18 protein-coding genes are annotated in these 20,054 nt (G+C 61.2%); 7 read left to right on the forward strand and 11 right to left on the reverse strand.

All coding sequences use genetic code 11. The features are described from left to right. Window positions 1–178 precede the first annotated feature (178 nt). The 5 genes from Q6A47_RS01030 to fabB all read left to right on the forward strand — a co-directional run bounded on the left by Q6A47_RS01030 (window position 179) and on the right by fabB (window position 7,051). On the forward strand, window positions 179–2,287 hold the full coding sequence (locus Q6A47_RS01030; RefSeq protein ID WP_369811407.1) for a TonB-dependent receptor plug domain-containing protein: 2,109 nt from the start codon (window positions 179–181) through the stop codon (window positions 2,285–2,287). After that, complete coding sequence (locus Q6A47_RS01035; protein WP_304482627.1) at window positions 2,287–3,177, forward strand: ABC transporter substrate-binding protein; 891 nt, start codon at window positions 2,287–2,289, stop codon at window positions 3,175–3,177. Before Q6A47_RS01030 ends, Q6A47_RS01035 begins: the two co-directional genes overlap by 1 nt. Beyond that, the gene (locus Q6A47_RS01040) at window positions 3,174–5,093 is read left to right on the forward strand and encodes a response regulator (protein ID WP_304482629.1); all 1,920 of its coding nucleotides are present in this window, start codon (window positions 3,174–3,176) and stop codon (window positions 5,091–5,093) included. The genes Q6A47_RS01035 and Q6A47_RS01040 overlap by 4 nt, the downstream gene beginning before the upstream one ends. A gap of 210 nt (window positions 5,094–5,303) precedes the next feature. Then, entirely contained in the window at window positions 5,304–5,819 is a 516-nt protein-coding gene (gene fabA / locus Q6A47_RS01045; RefSeq protein ID WP_029612079.1) for a 3-hydroxyacyl-[acyl-carrier-protein] dehydratase FabA, read from the forward strand. A gap of 11 nt (window positions 5,820–5,830) precedes the next feature. After that, window positions 5,831–7,051, forward strand: a complete 1,221-nt coding sequence (gene fabB / locus Q6A47_RS01050; RefSeq protein ID WP_039578624.1) for a beta-ketoacyl-ACP synthase I — start codon at window positions 5,831–5,833, stop codon at window positions 7,049–7,051. 63 nt (window positions 7,052–7,114) lie between these two features. Here fabB and Q6A47_RS01055 read toward each other — a convergent pair whose 3' ends face one another. The 5 genes from Q6A47_RS01055 to Q6A47_RS01075 form a co-directional block, all read right to left on the reverse strand. Further along, a complete protein-coding gene (locus Q6A47_RS01055; protein WP_116888542.1) occupies window positions 7,115–7,852 on the reverse strand; it encodes a hypothetical protein in 738 nt (245 codons plus the stop codon). A gap of 158 nt (window positions 7,853–8,010) precedes the next feature. Next, the gene (gene codA / locus Q6A47_RS01060; RefSeq protein ID WP_029612078.1) at window positions 8,011–9,252 is read right to left on the reverse strand and encodes a cytosine deaminase; all 1,242 of its coding nucleotides are present in this window, start codon (window positions 9,250–9,252) and stop codon (window positions 8,011–8,013) included. A 135-nt stretch (window positions 9,253–9,387) separates the two neighbouring features. Then, window positions 9,388–10,647, reverse strand: coding sequence for a cytosine permease (gene codB, locus Q6A47_RS01065; protein WP_304482632.1), 1,260 nt, complete (start codon window positions 10,645–10,647; stop codon window positions 9,388–9,390). Between the two features lie 198 nt (window positions 10,648–10,845). Next, entirely contained in the window at window positions 10,846–11,361 is a 516-nt protein-coding gene (locus Q6A47_RS01070; RefSeq protein WP_304482633.1) for a hypothetical protein, read from the reverse strand. A 132-nt stretch (window positions 11,362–11,493) separates the two neighbouring features. After that, the gene (locus Q6A47_RS01075) at window positions 11,494–11,808 is read right to left on the reverse strand and encodes a DUF3077 domain-containing protein (protein WP_304482634.1); all 315 of its coding nucleotides are present in this window, start codon (window positions 11,806–11,808) and stop codon (window positions 11,494–11,496) included. A gap of 352 nt (window positions 11,809–12,160) precedes the next feature. On the opposite strand from Q6A47_RS01075, the gene Q6A47_RS01080 reads away from it, so the two are divergent. Next, the gene (locus Q6A47_RS01080; RefSeq protein WP_304482635.1) at window positions 12,161–12,856 is read left to right on the forward strand and encodes a type 1 glutamine amidotransferase domain-containing protein; all 696 of its coding nucleotides are present in this window, start codon (window positions 12,161–12,163) and stop codon (window positions 12,854–12,856) included. Window positions 12,857–12,919: 63 nt separating this feature from the next. Here Q6A47_RS01080 and Q6A47_RS01085 read toward each other — a convergent pair whose 3' ends face one another. From Q6A47_RS01085 to Q6A47_RS01105, 5 genes are all read right to left on the reverse strand, one after another. After that, window positions 12,920–13,924 (reverse strand): amidohydrolase family protein, encoded by a 1,005-nt coding sequence (locus Q6A47_RS01085; protein WP_304482637.1) that lies wholly within the window; start codon window positions 13,922–13,924, stop codon window positions 12,920–12,922. Between the two features lie 71 nt (window positions 13,925–13,995). Beyond that, window positions 13,996–14,721 (reverse strand): dienelactone hydrolase family protein, encoded by a 726-nt coding sequence (locus Q6A47_RS01090; protein ID WP_029612074.1) that lies wholly within the window; start codon window positions 14,719–14,721, stop codon window positions 13,996–13,998. A 63-nt stretch (window positions 14,722–14,784) separates the two neighbouring features. Then, window positions 14,785–16,692, reverse strand: a complete 1,908-nt coding sequence (gene htpG, locus Q6A47_RS01095) for a molecular chaperone HtpG (RefSeq protein WP_029612073.1) — start codon at window positions 16,690–16,692, stop codon at window positions 14,785–14,787. Between the two features lie 85 nt (window positions 16,693–16,777). Further along, window positions 16,778–17,236, reverse strand: coding sequence for a PaaI family thioesterase (locus Q6A47_RS01100; RefSeq protein WP_029612072.1), 459 nt, complete (start codon window positions 17,234–17,236; stop codon window positions 16,778–16,780). After that, on the reverse strand, window positions 17,233–17,724 hold the full coding sequence (locus Q6A47_RS01105; protein WP_304482639.1) for a PaaI family thioesterase: 492 nt from the start codon (window positions 17,722–17,724) through the stop codon (window positions 17,233–17,235). The genes Q6A47_RS01100 and Q6A47_RS01105 overlap by 4 nt, the downstream gene beginning before the upstream one ends. Window positions 17,725–17,875: 151 nt before the next feature. On the opposite strand from Q6A47_RS01105, the gene Q6A47_RS01110 reads away from it, so the two are divergent. Then, on the forward strand, window positions 17,876–18,151 hold the full coding sequence (locus tag Q6A47_RS01110; RefSeq protein ID WP_029612070.1) for a hypothetical protein: 276 nt from the start codon (window positions 17,876–17,878) through the stop codon (window positions 18,149–18,151). A gap of 283 nt (window positions 18,152–18,434) precedes the next feature. On the opposite strand, the gene brnQ is transcribed toward Q6A47_RS01110, so the two are convergent. Beyond that, window positions 18,435–19,748 carry a branched-chain amino acid transport system II carrier protein gene (gene brnQ / locus Q6A47_RS01115; RefSeq protein ID WP_304482641.1) on the reverse strand — a complete coding sequence of 438 codons (1,314 nt, stop codon included), beginning with the start codon at window positions 19,746–19,748 and terminating at the stop codon, window positions 18,435–18,437. Window positions 19,749–20,054: the final 306 nt, after the last annotated feature.

A 20,054-nucleotide genomic window follows, 5' to 3' on the forward strand; every position in this document is an offset into this window, starting at 1 on the left:
CAATCCGTCAAAGCCAATAAGTTGAGGGCGACGGCGCATTATAAGGGCAAGCTGCACGCTTCAAGCGACACACGGCAAGAAAAGGCCGTGCCCTTCTCACACGCCGCTCGGCGCTTATAGCTTGCCTCTCGACGGCTCGGTTACCATGCGCGGCTCATGTCTGACACAAGGCCGTCACGTGTTCCCTGGCACGCCCCCTGCCCGCCGCTTGCTGTTGCTCACTGCCCTGCTGGGCGGCCCGGCCGTGGCCGACGATCTGTTCATCGACACCGACCTGCCGCAGGTTCTGACCGCCACGCGGCTCAAACAATCCCCGGCGGCGGTGCCCGGCAGCATGACCGTGCTCGACAGCGCGCTGATCCACGCCAGCGGCGCACGTGACGTACCCGAGCTGCTGCGCCTGGTACCGGGGATGATGATCGGCTACGGCGCCGGCAACCAGCCGACCGTCAACTATCACGGCAGCAACGTCAACGATGCTCGGCGCATGCAGGTGCTGATCGATGGCCGCTCGGTGTACCGGGCGGGCCTGGCCACGGTGGACTGGAGCGACATTCCCCTGGCCATCGAAGACATCGAGCGCATCGAAGTGTTTCGCGGCCCCAATACCGTCAGCTACGGCGCCAACGCGCTGATGGCGGTGGTCAACATCCTCACCCGACGCCCTGCCGACAGCCATGGCACGCGCCTGAAGATCACCCGCGGCCAGGACGGCATCAATGACTTCTATGCCAGCCAAGGCCTGGGCTGGGACGGCGGCGACCTGCGCCTGTCGATGTCCGGCCTGCAGGACGATGGCTTCGACAAGAACCAGTACGGTCAGGACTACCGCGACAGCCGGCGCCTGACCCGCTTCAACCTCAGCGTCAGTCACAGCCTGGCCCCGGATCAGACGCTGGACTGGCAACTGGCGGCCAAGGAAGGCAGCAACCAACGGCCGTATACCTACAAACCGGTGTTCCCCTTCGTCACCGGGCGCGGCGACAACCCCGACCTGGACGCCAAGGACTACGCCGGCTCGCTGCGCTGGAGCATCGACTTCAATCCCGAGCACAGCCTTTATGTGCAGGGCTCGGCGCAGCAGTTCGACCGTCAGCAGGTCTGGCGTGCCTGCGACGCGACATTGGCCTTCAGCCCCGAACTGACCCGCCTGTGGCAGCTCGACCCGAATTACGCCGAACGCGTGGCACGCAACGCCAACAACCCGCCGAACAGCCGCGATCCGGTTCTGCAGGGCCTGCGCAACCAGATCAAGAGCCAATGGGACAACGGTGGCAGCCGGGAAGTGTGCGGCGACGTCGACCAGAGCACCCGCGAGACCCGTTATGACCTGGAAATTCAGGACACCCTGAGCCTGACCGACAGCCTGCGCCTGCTCAGCGGCCTCAACTACCGTTATGATCGCGCCGACTCGCAGACCTACTTCAACGGTCGGCTCGACGACCGCACCTGGCGCTTGTTTGGCCAGCTCGAATGGCGCGCTGACGAGCACTGGATCCTGCAAGGCGGCGCGATGTTCGAAAACAGCCAGCTCTCCGGCACGTCCCTGACCCCGCGCGTGGCGGTGAACTACCTGATCACTCCGCGTCAGGGGCTGCGCGCAGTGTACTCCGAGGCCGTGCGCTCGCCGGACATGTTCGAGAATAACGTCAACTGGAGCTACACGGTCCGAAACCTCACGCCCAACGTGCTCGGCCTGCGCGACGGTGAGTACTTCGTCAAGACCCGCGGTCCCGGCAACCTCGACCAGGAGCGCATGCGCTCGCGCGAACTGGGCTACAACGGTTTCTTTTCCGACCTTGACCTGAACCTGGACGTGAAGCTGTTCTACGACGAGATCACCGGCATGATCAGCGAACCGTTGAAGAACAATCAGTACATCGCCAGCAATGCCAACAGGGCACGCTTCAGCGGCAGCGAAACACAGTTGGACTGGCGCCTGAGCCCGCGTGACCGCCTGCGCGTGAGCTATGCCTACGTCGATGCCTGGGCGAGCAACCCCGACGACCGCCGCCTCAGCGCACACAACAGCGGTTCGGTCGGCTGGTTGCGCGACTGGGGGTCGGGTTGGTCGAGCGCGCTGTTCTACTACGGGGACGATGCCCTCAATCAATACCGCTACGAGCGTGTCGATCTGCGGGTGGCCAAGCGCATGCGAATTTATGGCAGTTCGGTCGAGTTGGCTGCACTGTGGCAGCAACGCTTGGACGACCAGCCCACGACCGTGGAGCAGAACCGCTATGACAGCCGCCATCGCCTGAGCGTCAGTGCGGAGTTGGAGTTCTGATGCTGCGCCTGCTACGGATGCTGGCGCTGTGTCTGTGGCCCATGGGCACGCTGTGCGCCCATGAAATCCTGCTGGTCGGTGGCGATGACACCGCCGGGGTCAGCAGCTTCGTCAGCGCGCTGCAAGCCAGACGCCCCCTCGACCAGGTGCGCTTCCAGACTGTCACGCAGTTGCCCTCGCCCGGCCGACTCGATGTCCAGACGCGCCTGATCCTGCTGGATGAGGCCGCACTCGACTGGCGCCTGCGCGAGCCATCCGGCCCCCTCTCGCTGGCGCTGCGGATCAGCCGGGTTCAGGCGCAACTGCGCCTGGGAAAGTCGCGCCCCGAGTACCTCAGCCTGCTGTGGAGCGATCCGCCACTGGCACGGCAACTGCGCCTGACGCGCTATCTGCTGCCGCAGGCACGACGTATCGGCGTGCTGTATGGACCTGACAGCCGCTTCCTCATCGACGAGTTGCATCAGGCAGCCAATCACATGGGCCTGGAGATCGTCGCCCAGGACTGGGCCGATCTGCGCGACAGTCGCCCTCTGCAGCATGTCCTGGGCAACAGCGACGTGCTACTGGGCATCGACGATCCTCAGTTGTTCAATGCCAAGACCGTCAAGAACCTCTTGCTCAGCAGTTATGGGCGGCAGATGGCGTTGATCGGTCCCAACGCCGGCTTCGTCCGCGCCGGCGCCCTGGCCAGCACCTACAGCGACCAGGACGACTGGCTGGCGGTACTCGATCGCTTGCTCGACCAGCCGCCCTCGCGCTGGCCGCGCAGCCTCTATCCCGATCACTTCCGCGTCAGCGGCAATCAGCAGGTGGCCCGCGCCCTTGGGCTGGAGCGCATAGAGCCGAACGCAGCCGAGCTGGTCCTGGCCGAAGGAGAGTCGACACCATGAGCAAGCGCCTGAGCTGGGACATTCATGCCCGCACCCAGATCATCAGCCTGGGACCGGCGCTGCTGCTCACCTTGCTGCTGATCGGTTTCTTCACCTTCGTACGCTTGCAGGACCTGCGCCAGGAGCTGGACCACACGGGCCAACTGATTGCCAACCAACTGGCACCCGCCTGCGAATACGGGGTGATCTCGGGCAACAATGACGTGTTGGACAGCCTGATGCGCGCAACGCTGAGCATCCCGCACGTGCGTTTTCTGGAGGTGCAGGACAGCCGCAACCACATCCTGGTATACGTCGAGCAGTCCGGGGAAAGTGCCAATCGCGCCCAGCGAGTGGAAGTCTTCCAGGCCCCAATCCGCCTGCAACAGATCCGCCTGGACAACGACTTCCTGCAGCAGGGCAAGACCCCGCCGAGCATCGGCGACGACTATCTCGGTCGAGTGATCGTCGGCATGTCCGACGACGCGTTCAGCGAGCGCCAGCAGGAAATCGTGATCAAGGCCGGCATTCTTGCCCTGTTCGCGCTGGCGTTCACCTTCCTCCTGGCGCGGCGTCTGGCCAGGAGCCTGTCGATGCCGATCAGCGACATGGGCCATGCCGTGAAGGCTATCCAGCAGGGCCAGTTCAACGCGCCGTTGCCGGTGGTCGATGACAGCGAGCTCGGTCATCTGGCGCGGCACATCAACAACCTGGCCAACGCCCTGGATCAGGCCAGCCGCGAGCAACAGCAAACCATCACTGAGCTGATCCAGGCGCGCGAGGAAGCCGAGCGGGCCAACCGTGCCAAATCCGAGTTCCTGGCGATGATGAGCCATGAACTGCGCACTCCGATGAACGGGGTGCTGGGCATGTTGCAACTGCTGGAGACTACTCGGTTGACTCACGAGCAGGCCGAATACACGGCCGTGGCCAGCGAATCCACCGGCCACCTGCTGAAGGTGATCAACGACATCCTCGACTTCTCGCGCATCGAACGCGCGAGCCTGGAACTGGAACACATCGATTTCAATCTCGGCGAGCTGATCTCAAGTAGCGTGCAGTCGTTCCAGCACAGCGCCCAGCAGCGCAACCTGCAGTTACGCCTGCAACTGGCTACTGGTTTGGAACGTCTGCACGTGACAGGTGACCCGACACGTATCCGACAGATTCTGCTGAATCTGGTGGGCAACGCGCTGAAGTTCACCGAGTACGGCGAGGTGCAGGTCGACGCCCGCTGGCGCATGCTCGATCATCAGTTGCTGAGGCTGACCTGCACGGTCCGTGACACCGGCATCGGCATCGACAGCGAGCGGCTGGAGACGATGTTCGAGGCGTTCCAGCAGGCCGATAGTTCTATTTCAAGACGTTACGGCGGTACTGGCCTGGGCCTGTCGATTGCGCGCACCCTGGCCGAACGCATGGGCGGCACGCTACGTGGTGAGAGCAGCATAGGCAGCGGCTCGACCTTCACCTTGGAGATTCCGCTGGTACGCTCTAAACAGCGTGCTGAGCAGCTACTGGAAAGCGAACACAGGGCCACTGCGCTCAGTGATGGCCAACCGATCCTGTTGGTAGAGGACAACCCGGTCAACCAGAGCGTCATCGAAGCCATGCTGCGCAGCCTGGGCTTCGAGGTGGACCTGGCGACGGACGGCGAGCAGGCCGTGACGCTGGCAACCGAAAAAAACTACGCCGCCATCTTGATGGATTGTCGCTTGCCGCATATGGACGGCTACCAAGCCACCCGCTGCATTCGTCTGCATCAGGCTGACGTGCCGATCATCGCCTTGACCGCCAACGCGCTGCCGGGTGATCGCGAGCGTTGCCTGGAGGCTGGAATGAACGATTACCTGAGCAAACCGTTCAAACGCGCCGACTTGCTGCGCACGCTGCAACGCTGGCTGCCGGACCGCACAGCGGCGACTGGCGATAAATGATAAAGTGCGGCAGTCTTAAAGACTGGACAGAGCCTGCAAGGGCCCGGAAAATAAACTTTCAGTGCACACCTGTACTTCTTTTGCCAGGTGCGCTGTGACTTTCACCCCAACGCAATAGTCTACCTGTAGGCTGCCGCCCTGGTATCTGTAGGATTTCAGGCTGGCCAGGAAGATTCATCCCCTGCCACAGGGGGTTATTGAGGAGCTCGCATGACCAAACAACACGCCTTTACTCGGGAAGACCTGCTGCGCTGCAGTCGCGGTGAGCTGTTCGGCCCAGGTAATGCGCAACTGCCCGCCCCGAACATGCTGATGGTCGATCGCATCACTCATATCAGCGAAGAAGGCGGCAAGTACGGCAAAGGTGAATTGGTCGCTGAGCTGGATATCACCCCGGACCTGTGGTTCTTCGCCTGCCATTTCGAAGGCGACCCGGTGATGCCAGGTTGCCTGGGCCTCGATGCCATGTGGCAGCTGGTCGGTTTCTTCCTCGGCTGGCAAGGCCTGCCGGGCCGCGGCCGCGCCCTGGGCTCGGGCGAAGTGAAGTTCTTTGGCCAGGTACTGCCGACGGCCAAGAAAGTCACCTACAACATTCAGATCAAGCGCGTCCTCAAAGGCAAGCTGAACATGGCCATCGCCGATGGCTCGGTCAGCGTCGACGGTCGCGAGATCTACACCGCCGAAGGCCTGCGGGTCGGCGTGTTCACCTCCACTGACAATTTCTAAGGGTTATTCGCATGCGCCGCGTCGTTATCACTGGTCTGGGCATCGTTTCGTGCCTGGGCAATGACAAAGCTACCGTCACCGAAAACCTGCGCAACAGCCGTCCGGGTATCCGTTACAACCCGGAATACAAGGAAATGGGACTGCGTAGCCAGGTTTCCGGCTCCATCGACCTGAATCTGGAAGAGCTGATCGATCGCAAGGTCTATCGCTTCGTCGGCCACGCCGCTGCCTATGCCTACCTGGCGATGCAGGACGCAATCAAGGACGCCGGCCTGACTGAAGAACAAGTGTCCAGCCCGCGTACTGGCCTGGTAGCCGGCTCCGGTGGCGCTTCGACCCTCAACCAGATGGAAGCGCTGGACACCTTGCGCGAAAAAGGCGTGAAGCGCGTAGGCCCCTACCGCGTTACCCGCACCATGGGCAGCACCGTTTCGGCGTGCCTGGCCACCCCGTTCAAGATCAAGGGTATCAACTACTCGATCTCTTCGGCCTGCGCCACCTCTGCACACTGCATCGGTACCGCGCTGGAGCAGATCCAGTGGGGCAAGCAGGACATCGTCTTCGCCGGTGGCGGCGAAGAAGAGCATTGGAGCCAGTCGTTCCTGTTCGACGCCATGGGCGCGCTGTCGACCAAGCGCAACGAAACGCCCGAGCAGGCTTCGCGCGCCTACGATGCCGACCGTGATGGCTTCGTCATCGCCGGCGGCGGCGGCATGGTGGTGGTCGAGGAGCTGGAACATGCCCTGGCCCGTGGCGCCAAGATCTATGCCGAGATCGTCGGTTACGGTGCTACTTCCGACGGCTACGACATGGTCGCGCCAAGCGGTGAAGGCGCCATCCGCTGCATGCAGCAGGCGCTGTCGACCGTCGATACACCGATCGACTACCTCAATACCCACGGCACCTCCACCCCGGTCGGCGACGTTGCCGAAATGAAGGGCGTGCGTGAAGTGTTCGGCGCCAAGGCACCGAAGATCAGCTCGACCAAGAGCCTGTCCGGTCACTCGCTGGGCGCAGCGGGTGTGCACGAGGCGATCTACTGCCTGCTGATGATGGAAAACAACTTCATCGCCGGCTCGGCCAACATCGACGAGCTGGACCCAGAGGTTGCCGATCTGCCAGTGCTGCGCAAGACTGAAGAGAACGCCAAGATCGATACGGTCATGAGCAACAGCTTCGGTTTCGGCGGCACCAATGCCACCCTGGTGCTCAAGCGCTGGACCGGCAAGTAAGACCGTCGCTACACCTGAAACGCCCCGACCTGGTCGGGGCGTTTTGCTTTCAGGGGATGCCGATCAACCGCGCAGACGCCGCAAACGACGCCGCTGGCGTGCGCACGTGTAGGCCAGGATCAGCACCACCGCCACCAGCACCACCGCCAGGCCAACCAACACTTGGCCATAGCGCGCCATCAGCGCCTGGAAGCCACTGACCTCACGCATGACCTGGAGGGTCGCCGGCCCATCGGCATGCACGATGCTGATGCCCCCTTGGGTGATCTGCGAGAAGTCCGCATCGAAGTACACCCATACGCGACATACGCCACCGGGCTCGATTGCAGGGATCTGAATAATGTTGGTGGCATTTTCGGGAATGCTGTCATCACCGGCATCATCGCGGACCTGCACCAAGCCCTTGGCCGGCAGACGGATCAACACCTTCTGTACAGGTTTGTCGCTGGTATTGCGCAAGGTGACGAACAGCCCAGTACGGTGATCGACCAACCCTGCCTCGAAGGGTTTGGCGAACAGTTGCATGTAGGGCGCTTGAGCCTGGCTGACCAGCGCCTCGACCTGGTCGCGATTCAGTGCGCCTTTAGCCACGGCTTCGACGCCGGCGAACAGTCGCTCGTACTTGAGCTGCTCTCGAGCCTGGCCGATGCGTTCGTTGAACTGACTGGGATAGGTCAGTGCCTCGTAGGCGACATAGGCTTTCAACCCACCCTCATCCTTGAACGAAACGTACAACGCGGCGACAGCGCCCGCCGCGACCAACAGACCCGCGAGGGCCTTTCCGACTTTTTCCCAACTCACCTTGGCGGTTCCTTGTAGCGCGGCACGCGCAGTTGAAGACCGGGGCCAAGCGTGCCAAGTAACGGCTGCCGAGGCAAGCGCTCAGCACGTGCCCACGCCGCTTTAAGTGCAAGCACCACAGCCCCGGCAATGACGCTCCAGGCTGACCGCCCTGCCCTTCAGACGAATCGTTCGACTCGAGCAGGCGTTCGACGCATCAGCACCTTGCCTGCACGGATCGAGACCAGCGCATGCCCCTGGCTGCGAACCATCTCGTAGTCGTCGGCGGCAGACAGCACCAGCAGGTTCGCCGGGCGCCCGACTGCGATGCCGTAGCGCTCGCCCAGATTCAAGGTACGCGCACTGTTGTCGGTGACCAGATCGAGCGCGCGCTGCAGATCCTCGTAGCCGAGCATATGGCAGATATGCAGACCCGCTTCGAGCACGCGCAGGATGTTGCCGTTACCCAGTGGATACCAGGGGTCGACGATCGAATCCTGGCCAAAACAGACGTTCAGCCCGGCACGGTCGAGCTCGGCCACCCGGGTCACACCGCGCCGCTTGGGAAAGCTGTCGAAACGTCCCTGCAAATGAATGCTTTCGGTGGGGCAGGATACGAAGTTGATGCCCGACATCTTCAACAGACGAAACAGCTTGTAGCAGTAGGCATTGTCATAGGAGCCCATGGCCACGGTATGGCTGGCAGTGACCCGAGCCCCCATGTCGCGCACACGGGCTTCTTCGGCCAGCACTTCAAGAAAGCGCGACTGCGCATCGTCGGTCTCGTCGCAATGAACATCCACCAGGCAGCCAGTGCGCTCGGCCAGGTCCATCAGGAACTTGACCGAGGACACGCCCTGATCGCGGGTGTTCTCGAAATGCGGAATACCACCCACCACATCGGCGCCCAGCGCCACCGCCTCGGTCATCAGGGCCCGCCCGTTGGCGTACGACTCGATGCCTTCCTGAGGAAACGCCACGATCTGCAAATCGATCAGATGACGCACCTCCTCGCGCACCTCGACCATGGCCTTGAGCGCCACCAAGGTCGGATCGGTGACGTCGACATGAGTGCGCACATGCTGGATGCCGTGATCCACCAGCGCGCCTATGGTCTTCTTGGCCCGCGCCTTGATGTCTTCGTGGGTAGTAATAGCCTTGCGCTCGGCCCAACATTCGATGCCTTCGAACAACGTGCCGCTCATGTTCCAGCGCGGCTCACCGGCTGTCAGGGTGGCATCGAGGTGGATATGCGGCTCGATGAAAGGCGGTATCACCAAGTTCTGTGCCGCGTCGATATCCTCGGCACTGCTCGGTTCAATCTTCGCCGGTTGGAGCTCGATGGCGGCAATGCGCTCGCCGCTCACCCGGACTGTGAACAGCCCGGTCTTGCCGCGCAGGCGGGCGTTGATGATGTTCATGGCGTTACTCCTGGCCTTGGCTATTACGCTCGCGCCAGAGCGACGGCGCGATAAAAGCATTCATGCGTGACGATCGCGCATGGAAGGTATTGACGATGACGAACGCAGGGGAGTCTAAGCAGCCCCGGGACAGGCCTAGCGTTTGGCTTGGACCGCAGGTTGTATTCGCGCTCTGAACTCAAGCAGAACGACATAACACAGTGCCGAGGCGCCGATTCCCACCAGCGGTGCGACCCACGGCGAGCTATAGGCCAACACCGCGCCCAGAGCATAAGCGAAAAGACCTGCGCGGTTGTAGCGCGGCAGCTTGACCGAAGCCAAGGTGGGATAGTGGCCGCGATAGCGGTACCAGAAATCGGCCATGATCACGCCACCGACCGGCGGAATGATCGAGCCTAGCAAAACCAGGAAAGGAATCAGCCACTCGTACATACCGCCTATGGCCAGCACAATGCCGACACCTGCGGCGAGCAGCGTAGCGGTGCGTCGTCGCTCACTGCGTGCCAGGTGGCAACTGGCGGCTGCCACGTTATAGAGGGTCGGGCCTTGGATGGTCCAGAGATTCAGGCACAGCATCACCACCGCAGCGAACGACAGCCCTTGCAGCATCATCACCTCGACGATATCAGCTTGCTGATAAACCATCGCGCACCAAGCCCCCGCGACCACCATCAAGCCGTTGCCTACGAGAAACGCCACCACGCTGGCGGCTACCGCAGCCCGTGCGTTGCGCGACAATCGGGTCCAGTTGGTGGCCTGTGTCGCGCCACTGGCGAAGGTGCCGAACACCATGGTCACGGCGGCCGGGAAGCTCATGCTCTCATGCGGCACCACGGCCAGCAGCCCTGAAAACCCGCCCGCATCGCGTGTAGCGATGACCATCGAGATCACCAGCAGCGCGAACATCAAAGGCACCGAGACGCGTGACAACCCTTCAAGCCCCTTGAAACCGATGATCGCAGTGACACTGAAGCCCAACCCGAACAGCACCATCAAGGCCGGAGTGAAGCCCTCTGCCAACCCCAGCAGCTTGACCAATACGATCGCCACCGTTGCCGTGCCCCAGGCGTACCAGCCCAGCTCTGCGAAACCGAGCAAGAAGTCGGAAAGGCGGCTGCCCGCCTCGCCGAAGCAGAAACGCCCCATCAATACGGTATTCAGGCCACTGCGCGAGGCGATGAACGCCAGGCTCGCGGCATAGGCGGCCAGCAGAATGTTGCCAATCGTCGCTATCCAGAGCATGTCGGCAAAGGTAAACGCCATGCCGAGCTTGCCCCCGGCGAACATGGTGCCGGTGAAGAACGTGAAGCTGAACAGGATCATGGCAATGGGAAGCAGGCCCTTGCGGGCTGCTGGAGGGGCTTCGGTCAGAGAAAATTCGCCGGATGAACTCATGATTGGAGTAGTCCAAGAGTGAGGATTCCAACAGGCAGAGCAAGATACGGGCCGGGCTGGGCTGGACTTGACAACGCGCGCGGGTGCTCAGGCGCAAGCCAGCTTCACTTGATGTGAACACTCCACACAGTGCATCGCTTTAGAAAATGAAGGCGTTTACGCCCTACTGTGAAGCGTGAATGCACGTTTGAAAGGCGGTCAATGGTCGCGCTCTGCACTGGCACCACCAAAGAGACGTTCAGCCTCCTGGTTCAGATCGATACCCTTTTCTTTGGCAATGCTGATCGTCATTGCCCATCGGGTCCTGTCTCGACGAAAGACGGCGTAGCGTTTGACCGCCTGCCGATGACGACCACTGTTTATCACCAGCATCGCCAACAATGGGAGCATCAGCGCTACCCCCAGGATGGCCATTCCGTGACCCGGGGCATGAAACGCGAGCGTGAGGGCCATGCACAGCACCAGTAACACCACATTGATCCACACACCCCAACTGCGCCCGCGTACGACGAGCATGAACGCGAGCCCCATGATCACGCCGCCAAAAACGGTCGCAAAGAATGCAACCTTGAGCACGTGCTCATGACCGCGCCATGGAACTGGAGTAGTGATGATCCACGTGACCGCCAGCGTTGCCATTACCAGTATGTGGGCGAGCAATATCACCCAGCCAAAACGACGAATGAAGACCCGCGTTTCGTTCGTATTCAGCATTTCGACATCACCTTGAGCCCTTGGATACTCGTCTGTGGCGCATTGTAGCGCGGTCACTGGCGGTGAAGCTTGCGGCGAGGGGATTGCCAAGTCAGGCCGATAGAACGACGCTGTCAGGCATCAGTGATTGCTTCAGGGCTTGGGGCCCTCTGGCGCTGACTGATCACCGCGCATTTGTGCCATCTGACCGTCGATCATGGCCTTGCTCATGCCGCTGAGGTAGAAGGTGGCGCGCATCAACACGGCGGCTTCACTGGGGTGATTGATGGCCCGACGGGTGAGCTCGGTCACGCAACCCATGATGGCGGAAATTTCCATGAGCGTGTCCTTGGCCGGCAGGCCAGGTATCGCCTGCACCCAGTCCATCCTCGGCTTGCGGCGCAAGCGGTCCATGGCGCTGATGACCTTGAGCTCAGGCCCCTTGGATGATTGATCGTCACTGCCCATATATCCTCCTGGAAATCGTCATGAAGTGCTTGCCACACTTCCTCGTCCTAGCTCAACCAGACTCACGCGAACCCGGCGTGCGCCTCTGCCCGTGGGCTGAGGCAGGATGGGGAAATGCAGCAAGCAGGCGAAGCCTAGAGGGCCCCTGGTCAAGGCACAACGGCTCAACACGGGGAAATAGCATCATGGGAAAAGCCCTACGCGACACTCGGAAGGTTCACCCGAATCGAAGTCGCCTCCTCAGTTGAAATGTCGCCCGAGACTATCCGATGGAACGTCCAAGCCCTTGAGACCTCCCACACTAACGCAGGCCAATAGCGCGCTGCCCACGAAGATCTGGAGGACCACTCGCATGTACAAGATCCTGATGGTGCTGACTTCCCACGACCAACTCGGCGATACCGGTCAGAAAACCGGCTTCTGGCTCGAGGAGTTCGCCGCGCCGTATTACGTGTTCGTCGATGCCGGCGCGGAGATCACCCTGGCTTCGCCCAAGGGCGGCCAGCCGCCGCTCGACCCGAAGAGCGACCAACCCGATGCCCAGACCGAAGCCACCGAACGCTTCCGAGGTGATACCCAGGCACAGATGGCGCTGGCCGACACCGTACCGCTGGGCGAGATCGATCCTTACGATTTCGACGCCGTGTTCTACCCGGGCGGCCACGGCCCACTCTGGGACCTGGCCCAGGACAAGGACTCAATCATCTTGCTGGAAGCGTTCTATGCGGCCAACAAACCCATTGCCGCGGTCTGCCACGCGCCCGGCGTACTGAAGCGGGTGAAGGCGCCCGACGGCACGTCGGTGATCGATGGCAAGCGCGTGACCGGCTTCACCAACAGTGAAGAACACGCCGTCGGCCTGACCGACGTGGTGCCATTCCTGGTAGAAGACATGCTCAAGGCCCAGGGTGGCGAGTATTCCAAGGCGGCCGACTGGGCCAGTTACGTGATCGAAGATGACCATCTGATCACCGGTCAGAATCCTGCCTCATCGCACGCCACGGCCGAGGCACTGCTCAAACGCCTGGCCAAAGAGCCGCACGCCTGATAAGCACAGGTGTTGCGTAGGCACGCACGGACCTGCGCAACACGGTTCATACGATAAGCGTGCTCATCGACGCTTTGGTAATAGTGCCAGGAAGTTGTCCCTCGCCACTTGGCGGGCCACGGCTTCGGGCAACGCATCCAGAAACACGTCGAAGCCATGCATCTGCTCGCCTACGCTGGCGAACCGGCCCACCACATCCGAACCCAACATGAATCGATCCGGGAAGCGCTCCACCAGCGCCAGCCAGGCCTTGCGGGGTTTTCCCTGCTCATCCAGCAGATAGGGCTGACGCATGCTCCAGGACAAATCGATGTAGAGGTTGGGGTAGGCTTCGAGCATGCGCTCGAGGGTGGGCAGAATGAAGTCCATCTGGGTCTGGTGACGATGGATCTCCAGACTGGTGCCAGCGTGGGCCCAAATGAATCGGGTATGCGGATGATCGCGCAGCGGCTCTTCGATCTCCGCCAGATACAGCGGGTTACGCTCGCGTTTAGAGGTGATGTTAGAGTGCACCATCACTGGCAGATCCCGCTCAGCAGCCAGGTGATAAATTCGCGCCATCGCCTCGTTGTTGGCCCGGGGCGTATCGCCGCTGGTCAGCGCCGTCAGGTCATCGTGGCGGGTGAACACCTCGCCGATGCCTTGCCAGAAATCGGGATACAGTTCGAGCATGCGCTCGACATGGCTGACCGCGTTCTTGTCCACCGGATTGATCCCGGAAAGAAACGGATGAAAGCGTTCGCGCTGTTCGGCGGGCAGTTTCTGCACCGCCGCCGCGACGTGAATGTCGGTGGCACTGAACCAGTACGCTTCGGCATCGTCGCCGGCGTAATAGCGAGGACGCTTGGGTTCGTCCTCGTGCCATTTCTTCGCCACCGGAATACCGGAGATCATCGCGTGATCGACCCCTGCTTGATCCATGGCCCGTAGCAAGGCGGGCATGCCTTCACTTTCCTGGAAGAAGTCGACGTAATGCAGGTGGGCATCGCTGTAGCGATAATCGCGAGCCTGCACCGTTGGGCACAGGCTGGCGGAAAACAGCAGGCAGGCCAGTGCTCTGGCGATCATGGGGCAACGTCCTGATGGCAATCGAAGCAGCGTAGACCACCGCCGCGGGCCGATCGTTCAGGACTGCCACTTCACGCCTTGAACACTTCCTCGAGCAGGTTGTGCATCGAGCGGAACGCACGCTCCGAGGTGCGTCGATCGTACTGCATCTTGCCCGGCACGTTGGCGGTAGGATCGGTGAAGGAATGCACCGCACCGCCATAGCTCAGCAGTTGCCAATCGACCTTGGCCGCGTTCATTTCGGCCTCGAATGCCGGCAGTTGTTCGGCGGGTACCAGCGGGTCGGAGGCGCCGTGCAGCACGAGTACCGAGCCCTTGATACGCGAAGCGTCTTCAGGCCTAGGCGTATCGAGGGTGCCATGGAAAGACACCGTCGCCTTGAGGTCCGCGCCACTGCGTGCCAACTCCAGTGCGCAGCACCCACCGAAGCAGAAACCGAACGCGCCCGCTTTACCAGGCGCCAGGAGCGCCTTGGACTGGCCGAGCAACTGCGCCAGGGCCTCATGCATACGTTTGCGCAACTCGTCGCGGTCATTCTTCAACGGCATCATCGCCGCCCCCGCCTCTTCAGCATTCGACGGACGCACGCCCTGCCCGTACAGGTCGGCGATCAAGACCACGTAGCCTTGTTCGGCCACTTCCTTGGCGACGCGCTCAGCCACTTCGCCGATACCCATCCAGTTCGGTGCCATCACCAACGCAGGCCGTGCGGCCGCCCCTGGCTCAAAGACCAGGCGGCTCTCATAGCTACGGCCGGACAGGTGATAGACCAGCGACTCGACGATTACCTTGCTCATCATGCATTCCTCAGGCTTGACCAAAAGAAAAGCCCGCCGAAGCGGGCTTTGCGGTGCGTCATCTCAAGCAGACAGCTCGACCAGCAGCTTGTTCAGGCGGCGCACATACGCTGCCGGATCCTTGAGGCTGTCGCCAGCGGCCAAGGCCGCCTGGTCGAACAGAATGTGCGACAGCTCCGAGAAGCGATCTTCGCTCTGTTCGTGATCGAGCTTTTCGATCAGCGGGTGAGTCGGGTTGAATTCGAAGATCGGCTTGGAGTCCGGCACCTTCTGACCGCTGGCTTCGAGGATCTGGCGCATCTGCAGACCCAAGTCCTGCTCGCCGATGGCCAGGATCGCCGGAGAATCGGTCAAGCGGTGCGATACGCGCACTTCGGCAACGCTGTCGCCCAACGCCGTTTTCAGGCGCTCGACAAGCCCCTCCTTGTCCTTGGCCACTTCTTCCTGGGCTTTCTTGTCCTCTTCGGAATCCAGCTTGCCCAGGTCCAGGTCGCCACGGGCGACATCGACGAAGCTCTTGCCATCGAACTCGGTGAGATAGCTCATCAGCCACTCATCGATACGGTCGGTGAGCAACAACACTTCGATGCCTTTCTTGCGGAAGACTTCCAGGTGCGGGCTGTTCTTGACCTGCGCGTAGGACTCGCCAGTGAGGTAGTAGACTTTGTCCTGTCCTTCCTTGGCGCGAGCCAGGTAGTCGGCCAGGCTGACGCTCTGCTCGCCGCTGTCGTCGTGCGTGGAGGCGAAGCGCAACAGACCCGCGATCTTTTCCTTGTTGGCGAAATCTTCGGCCGGACCTTCCTTGAGCACCTGGCCGAAATTCTTCCAGAAGCCCTTGTACTGTTCAGGTTCGTTCTTCGCCAACTTCTCCAGCATGTCCAGCACGCGCTTGGTCAGGGCCGACTTCATCGAATCGATGATCGGATCCTTCTGCAGGATTTCACGCGAGACGTTCAGCGACAGGTCGTTGGAGTCGACCACACCCTTGATGAAGCGCAGGTACAGCGGCAGGAACGATTCGGCCTGGTCCATGATGAACACGCGCTGCACGTACAGCTTCAAGCCGCGCGGTGCTTCGCGCTGGTACAGGTCGAACGGCGCACGTGCCGGCACGTACAGCAGCGAGTTGTACTCCAGCTTGCCTTCGACCTTGTTGTGACTCCAGGCCAGCGGGTTTTCGAAATCATGGCCGATGTGCTTGTAGAACTCCTGGTACTCCTCGTCCTTGATCTCGGTACGCGGGCGGGTCCACAGCGCGCTGGCGCGGTTGACGGTTTCCCACTCTTCAGCAGGCTGCTCTTCGCCTTCGGCTACGGCCGATTGCTCTTTTGGCAACTGGATCGGCAAGGCGATGTGGTCGGAATACTTCTTCACCACATTGCGCAGGCGCCAGCCGTCGGCGAACTCCTGCTCATCCTGCTTCAAGTGCAGGACGATGCGCGTGCCGCGCTGCGGCTTGTCGATGGTCGCGACTTCGAAGTCGCCCTCGCCCTTGGACGACCAATGCACGCCTTCGGCGGCAGCAGTGCCAGCACGGCGGCTGTAGACATCGACTTTGTCGGCAACGATGAACGCGGAATAGAAGCCCACGCCGAACTGGCCGATCAGGTGCGAGTCCTTCTTCTGATCACCGGTGAGGTTCTTCATGAAGTCGGCCGTGCCGGACTTGGCGATGGTACCCAGGTGGGTGATGACATCCGCGCGGCTCATGCCGATGCCATTGTCTTCCAGGGTGACCGTGCCGGCTTCCTTGTCGAAGCTCAGGCGAATCTTCAGATCGGCATCGCCCTCTAGCAACTCGGGCTTGGCCAGGGCTTCGAAACGCAGCTTGTCAGCAGCGTCGGAGGCGTTGGAGATCAATTCGCGCAGGAAGATCTCTTTGTTCGAATACAGCGAATGAATCATGAGGTGCAGCAGTTGCTTGACCTCGGTCTGGAAGCCCAGGGTTTCTTTTTGAGTCTCCACACTCATCGTCTTCACACTCCGATCTGTTGGTCATTGCGCCCCAGGCGTCGAGCCTGATGGGCGGATGTTCAGCAGATGGGGGCATGGCTGGCTATTTCAAGGGTGGCTGCGGCTGGATCTTGAAATGCGCCCGGGCCGTGGCGATGGGCGAGCCGCGCTCGCCCTGCCAGGCGGTGATCGACACATTGGTCACCCGCCGCCCCTGGCGCCACAGCTGGCATTGGGCGAAGGTGTCGCGGTAATGGCCGGCGCGCAGGTAATCGATGGAGAAGTCGATGATCTTCGGAATGCTCAGGCTGTCACTGAAGATCAACAGGTACAGGGCGGCTGAAAGCTCCATGAAACCCGCGATCACGCCGCCATGAATGGCCGGGAGCAGCGGGTTGCCGATGTTGTCGGGGTTGGCGGGCAGACGAAACAGCAGATCATCGCCCTCGCGCTGACATTCGATGCCGATCAGCCCGGCGTAGGGAATCAGTGCCAATAACGGCGCATAGTCGCCGCGTGCATGCGCCTCTGTCAGTTGCTGGCGTATCGGCGCAGGGATCATGCCTGCCCCTCGCCCATGCGCGCGGCAAAACTCAGGCCTCCGCGCGCCTCACCACCTAGACGCATGAAGGTGCCTACGACCTGACAGATCGGCTGCGCCGGGTCGTCCTGGTAAGCGCTACCTCGAGTGAAGATCACATCGCGGGTCACCCGGTAGCAGTGCGCATGACCGTAAAGGTCCAAACCTGGCTTGGCCGGGTGCATGTAGTCGATACGCAGATCCAGCGTCGGACAGACTTCGAATTTCGGCAGCACGCACAGCGTGGCCATGCCGCAGGTGGTGTCCAGCAACGTGGTGAGCGCCCCGCCGTGCACGGCGCCGGTCTGCGGATTGCCCACCAACCTGTCCGACCAAGGCAGCATCAAGGTCATACCCTGCGCGTCGGCATGCTGCACCCGCATCTGCAACTGTTGGCAATGCCGCAGCGCCGACAGGAATCGCTGCGACATTGCCATCAGCGTACTGAGCTCTGTAGGGGTTGGATTCATGACCAGAGCGCTCCATGTTGTACTGGCCCACAGGGCCTGGAAAAAGTCGAGGCGAGTGGCGTGTTTATATATCTGCACGCGGCATTGAACTTCTCACACACCGTCGAACTCGAAGGTTTCAACTCACTTATTCCACAAGGAGAAACATCCCATGCGTAAACCTTTCGCTTTTGCTCTGATGCTGGCCGCTGCCATGGGTCTGGCTGCATGCGACAAGTCCAGCGAAGATAAAGCTCAGGACGCACAGAAACATGCCGAGCAGGCCCAGGAAAAGATGGGCGAAGCCCAGGATAAAGTGAACGACGCCGCCAAGGAAAATGCCGAAGCTGCCAAAGATCAGGCTGAAGCGCAGCAGAAGGCCGTCGAGGAAGCTCAGCCGTCCAATCCGGCGCCGACCACCGCTCCTGCTGAACCTGCCAAGCAGTAATTCAAGCAGAACAAAAAACCCGACAATGTCGGGTTTTTTTATGGCCGCAACTTAATGGTGAAACGCTTCACTTGGGAAGTGCAAACTCTTGTTCTTGCCGAAACGACTACTGAACGCGCGCGTTTCGCGCCAGAGCAACTTCTCCACGTGCACCCCTCGCCTGGCGGCTGTCGCTTACTCTCCTAAAAAAACCCTGCAGTCTGACGATTGCAGGGTTATTGATGGGCACTTCACTCAGTGGCTGCGTAACGTATAGCCGTTACCACCGGCACCCTTCGATCTGTCAGGCCAAGGCTTCGCGTGGTTTGCCAAGAAGGCGGTCGCACGCCACGGCAACAACCAATGTCGCTACCGAAGGCACCAGCCAGGCCAGTCCCTGATCGCTCAGCGGCAGGTGTGCCAGGAAGTCAGGCAACATATGGGCGATGTCGCTGCCCTTGATCGCATCGACGATGCCGAAGATCAGCGAAACCAGCATCACCGGCGCGAGAATACGCGTCGGCGAATTCCACAGGTCGTTGACGAAGCTGAGCCCGACTACCACGATGCACGGCGGATAGATGGCAGTGAGCACCGGGATCGAGAACATGATCAGCTTGGTCAAGCCAAGATTGGACACCAGCAGCGAGAACCCGGCGAGAATCACCACCAACGCGCGATAGGACAGCGGCAGCATCTGGCTGAAATACTCGGCGCAGGCACAGGTCAGGCCTACGGCGGTGACCAGGCAGGCCAGCGCGATCAGCACGGCGAGGAAACCACTGCCCAGCGAGCCGAAGGTATGCTGAACATAGGCATGCAACACGGCAGCCCCATTGCTGGCGCCGGCAGCAATCTCGTGGCTACCCGCCCCCAACCGGAACAGACTCATATACACCAGGGCCAGGCCGACCCCAGCGATCAGCCCGGCGATGATGGCATAGCGGGTGATCAACTTCGGCGACTCGACACCACGCGAGCGAATGGCGTTGACGATGACAATGCCGAATACCAGAGCGCCCAAGGTGTCCATGGTCAGATAACCATCGGAGAAGCCTTTGGAAAACGCCGCGGCGGCATAGGCAGGTTGCGCTTCGCCGATACCGCCGGCTGGCAGCATGAAGGCTGCGATACCCAGTACCGCCAGGGCGATGATCTTCAGCGGTGCGAGGAAACGTCCGACAGTATCGAGCAGCTTGCCCGGATACATCGACACCGCCAGCACTACGATGAAATACACCAGGCTGTAAATGAACAGCGCCAGTGGGCTCTCGCCGGTCAGGGGTGCAACGCCTACCTCGAAGGAAACGGTCGCCGTGCGCGGCGTGGCGAACAACGGCCCCACCGACAGGTAGCAGACAGCAGCCAGCAGGCCACCACAGAACTTGCCGATCGGACTGCTCAGCGCATCCATGCCGCCGCCGACCTTGGCCAGCGCCACCACGGTGATGACCGGGAGGCCCACGGCCGTGACCAGAAAGCCCAGCGCCGCCATCCACACATGCGGCCCGGACTGCAGGCCGACGATAGGGGGGAAGATGATATTGCCCGCACCCACGAAAAGCGCGAACGTCATAAAGCCAAGTGCCAGGATATCCTGGCCTTTTAACACTTTCATTTAAGGAAGTACCACACTGCTGAAATCGGGGTTCGAGAGGGGATTTCCACATGGATGGCGGAAATGCTGCCCGGCCTGATGAGCCAGACCCGTTTAGCGTGTCGTTCCCTTTTGGGGTACGGGCACAGAGTGACGCGTAGGGTACAGAATTTGGCCAGCAAACGCACTGTAGCGGTGCAGCTTGTCCGATGTGCGTACATGTTTGTCGTTTAAGCGACCGATGACGTAGGGATTATTCCAGAGACGCGGAAAGCTTCTGTATGAAGGATCCTGTTAACCATGAGGAAAAATCCTAGAGCTGCAGGA

Origin of the sequence: Pseudomonas boreofloridensis (assembly GCF_030580795.1) — a bacterium.
Taxonomy (GTDB): Bacteria; Pseudomonadota; Gammaproteobacteria; order Pseudomonadales; family Pseudomonadaceae; genus Aquipseudomonas; species Aquipseudomonas boreofloridensis.

Excerpts from the sequence above, each read along its gene's own strand:
- Q6A47_RS01035 (WP_304482627.1), top strand. The coding sequence starts at position 2,287 with ATGCTGCGCCTGCTACGGATGCTGGCGCTGTGTCTGTGGCCCATGGGC.
- Q6A47_RS01040 (WP_304482629.1), top strand. The coding sequence starts at position 3,174 with ATGAGCAAGCGCCTGAGCTGGGACATTCATGCCCGCACCCAGATCATC.
- fabA (WP_029612079.1), top strand. The coding sequence starts at position 5,304 with ATGACCAAACAACACGCCTTTACTCGGGAAGACCTGCTGCGCTGCAGT.
- fabB (WP_039578624.1), top strand. The coding sequence starts at position 5,831 with ATGCGCCGCGTCGTTATCACTGGTCTGGGCATCGTTTCGTGCCTGGGC.
- codA (WP_029612078.1), bottom strand. The coding sequence starts at position 9,252 with ATGAACATCATCAACGCCCGCCTGCGCGGCAAGACCGGGCTGTTCACA.
- codB (WP_304482632.1), bottom strand. The coding sequence starts at position 10,647 with ATGAGTTCATCCGGCGAATTTTCTCTGACCGAAGCCCCTCCAGCAGCC.
- Q6A47_RS01070 (WP_304482633.1), bottom strand. The coding sequence starts at position 11,361 with ATGCTGAATACGAACGAAACGCGGGTCTTCATTCGTCGTTTTGGCTGG.
- Q6A47_RS01075 (WP_304482634.1), bottom strand. The coding sequence starts at position 11,808 with ATGGGCAGTGACGATCAATCATCCAAGGGGCCTGAGCTCAAGGTCATC.
- Q6A47_RS01080 (WP_304482635.1), top strand. The coding sequence starts at position 12,161 with ATGTACAAGATCCTGATGGTGCTGACTTCCCACGACCAACTCGGCGAT.
- Q6A47_RS01085 (WP_304482637.1), bottom strand. The coding sequence starts at position 13,924 with ATGATCGCCAGAGCACTGGCCTGCCTGCTGTTTTCCGCCAGCCTGTGC.
- Q6A47_RS01090 (WP_029612074.1), bottom strand. The coding sequence starts at position 14,721 with ATGAGCAAGGTAATCGTCGAGTCGCTGGTCTATCACCTGTCCGGCCGT.
- htpG (WP_029612073.1), bottom strand. The coding sequence starts at position 16,692 with ATGAGTGTGGAGACTCAAAAAGAAACCCTGGGCTTCCAGACCGAGGTC.
- Q6A47_RS01100 (WP_029612072.1), bottom strand. The coding sequence starts at position 17,236 with ATGATCCCTGCGCCGATACGCCAGCAACTGACAGAGGCGCATGCACGC.
- Q6A47_RS01105 (WP_304482639.1), bottom strand. The coding sequence starts at position 17,724 with ATGAATCCAACCCCTACAGAGCTCAGTACGCTGATGGCAATGTCGCAG.
- Q6A47_RS01110 (WP_029612070.1), top strand. The coding sequence starts at position 17,876 with ATGCGTAAACCTTTCGCTTTTGCTCTGATGCTGGCCGCTGCCATGGGT.
- brnQ (WP_304482641.1), bottom strand. The coding sequence starts at position 19,748 with ATGAAAGTGTTAAAAGGCCAGGATATCCTGGCACTTGGCTTTATGACG.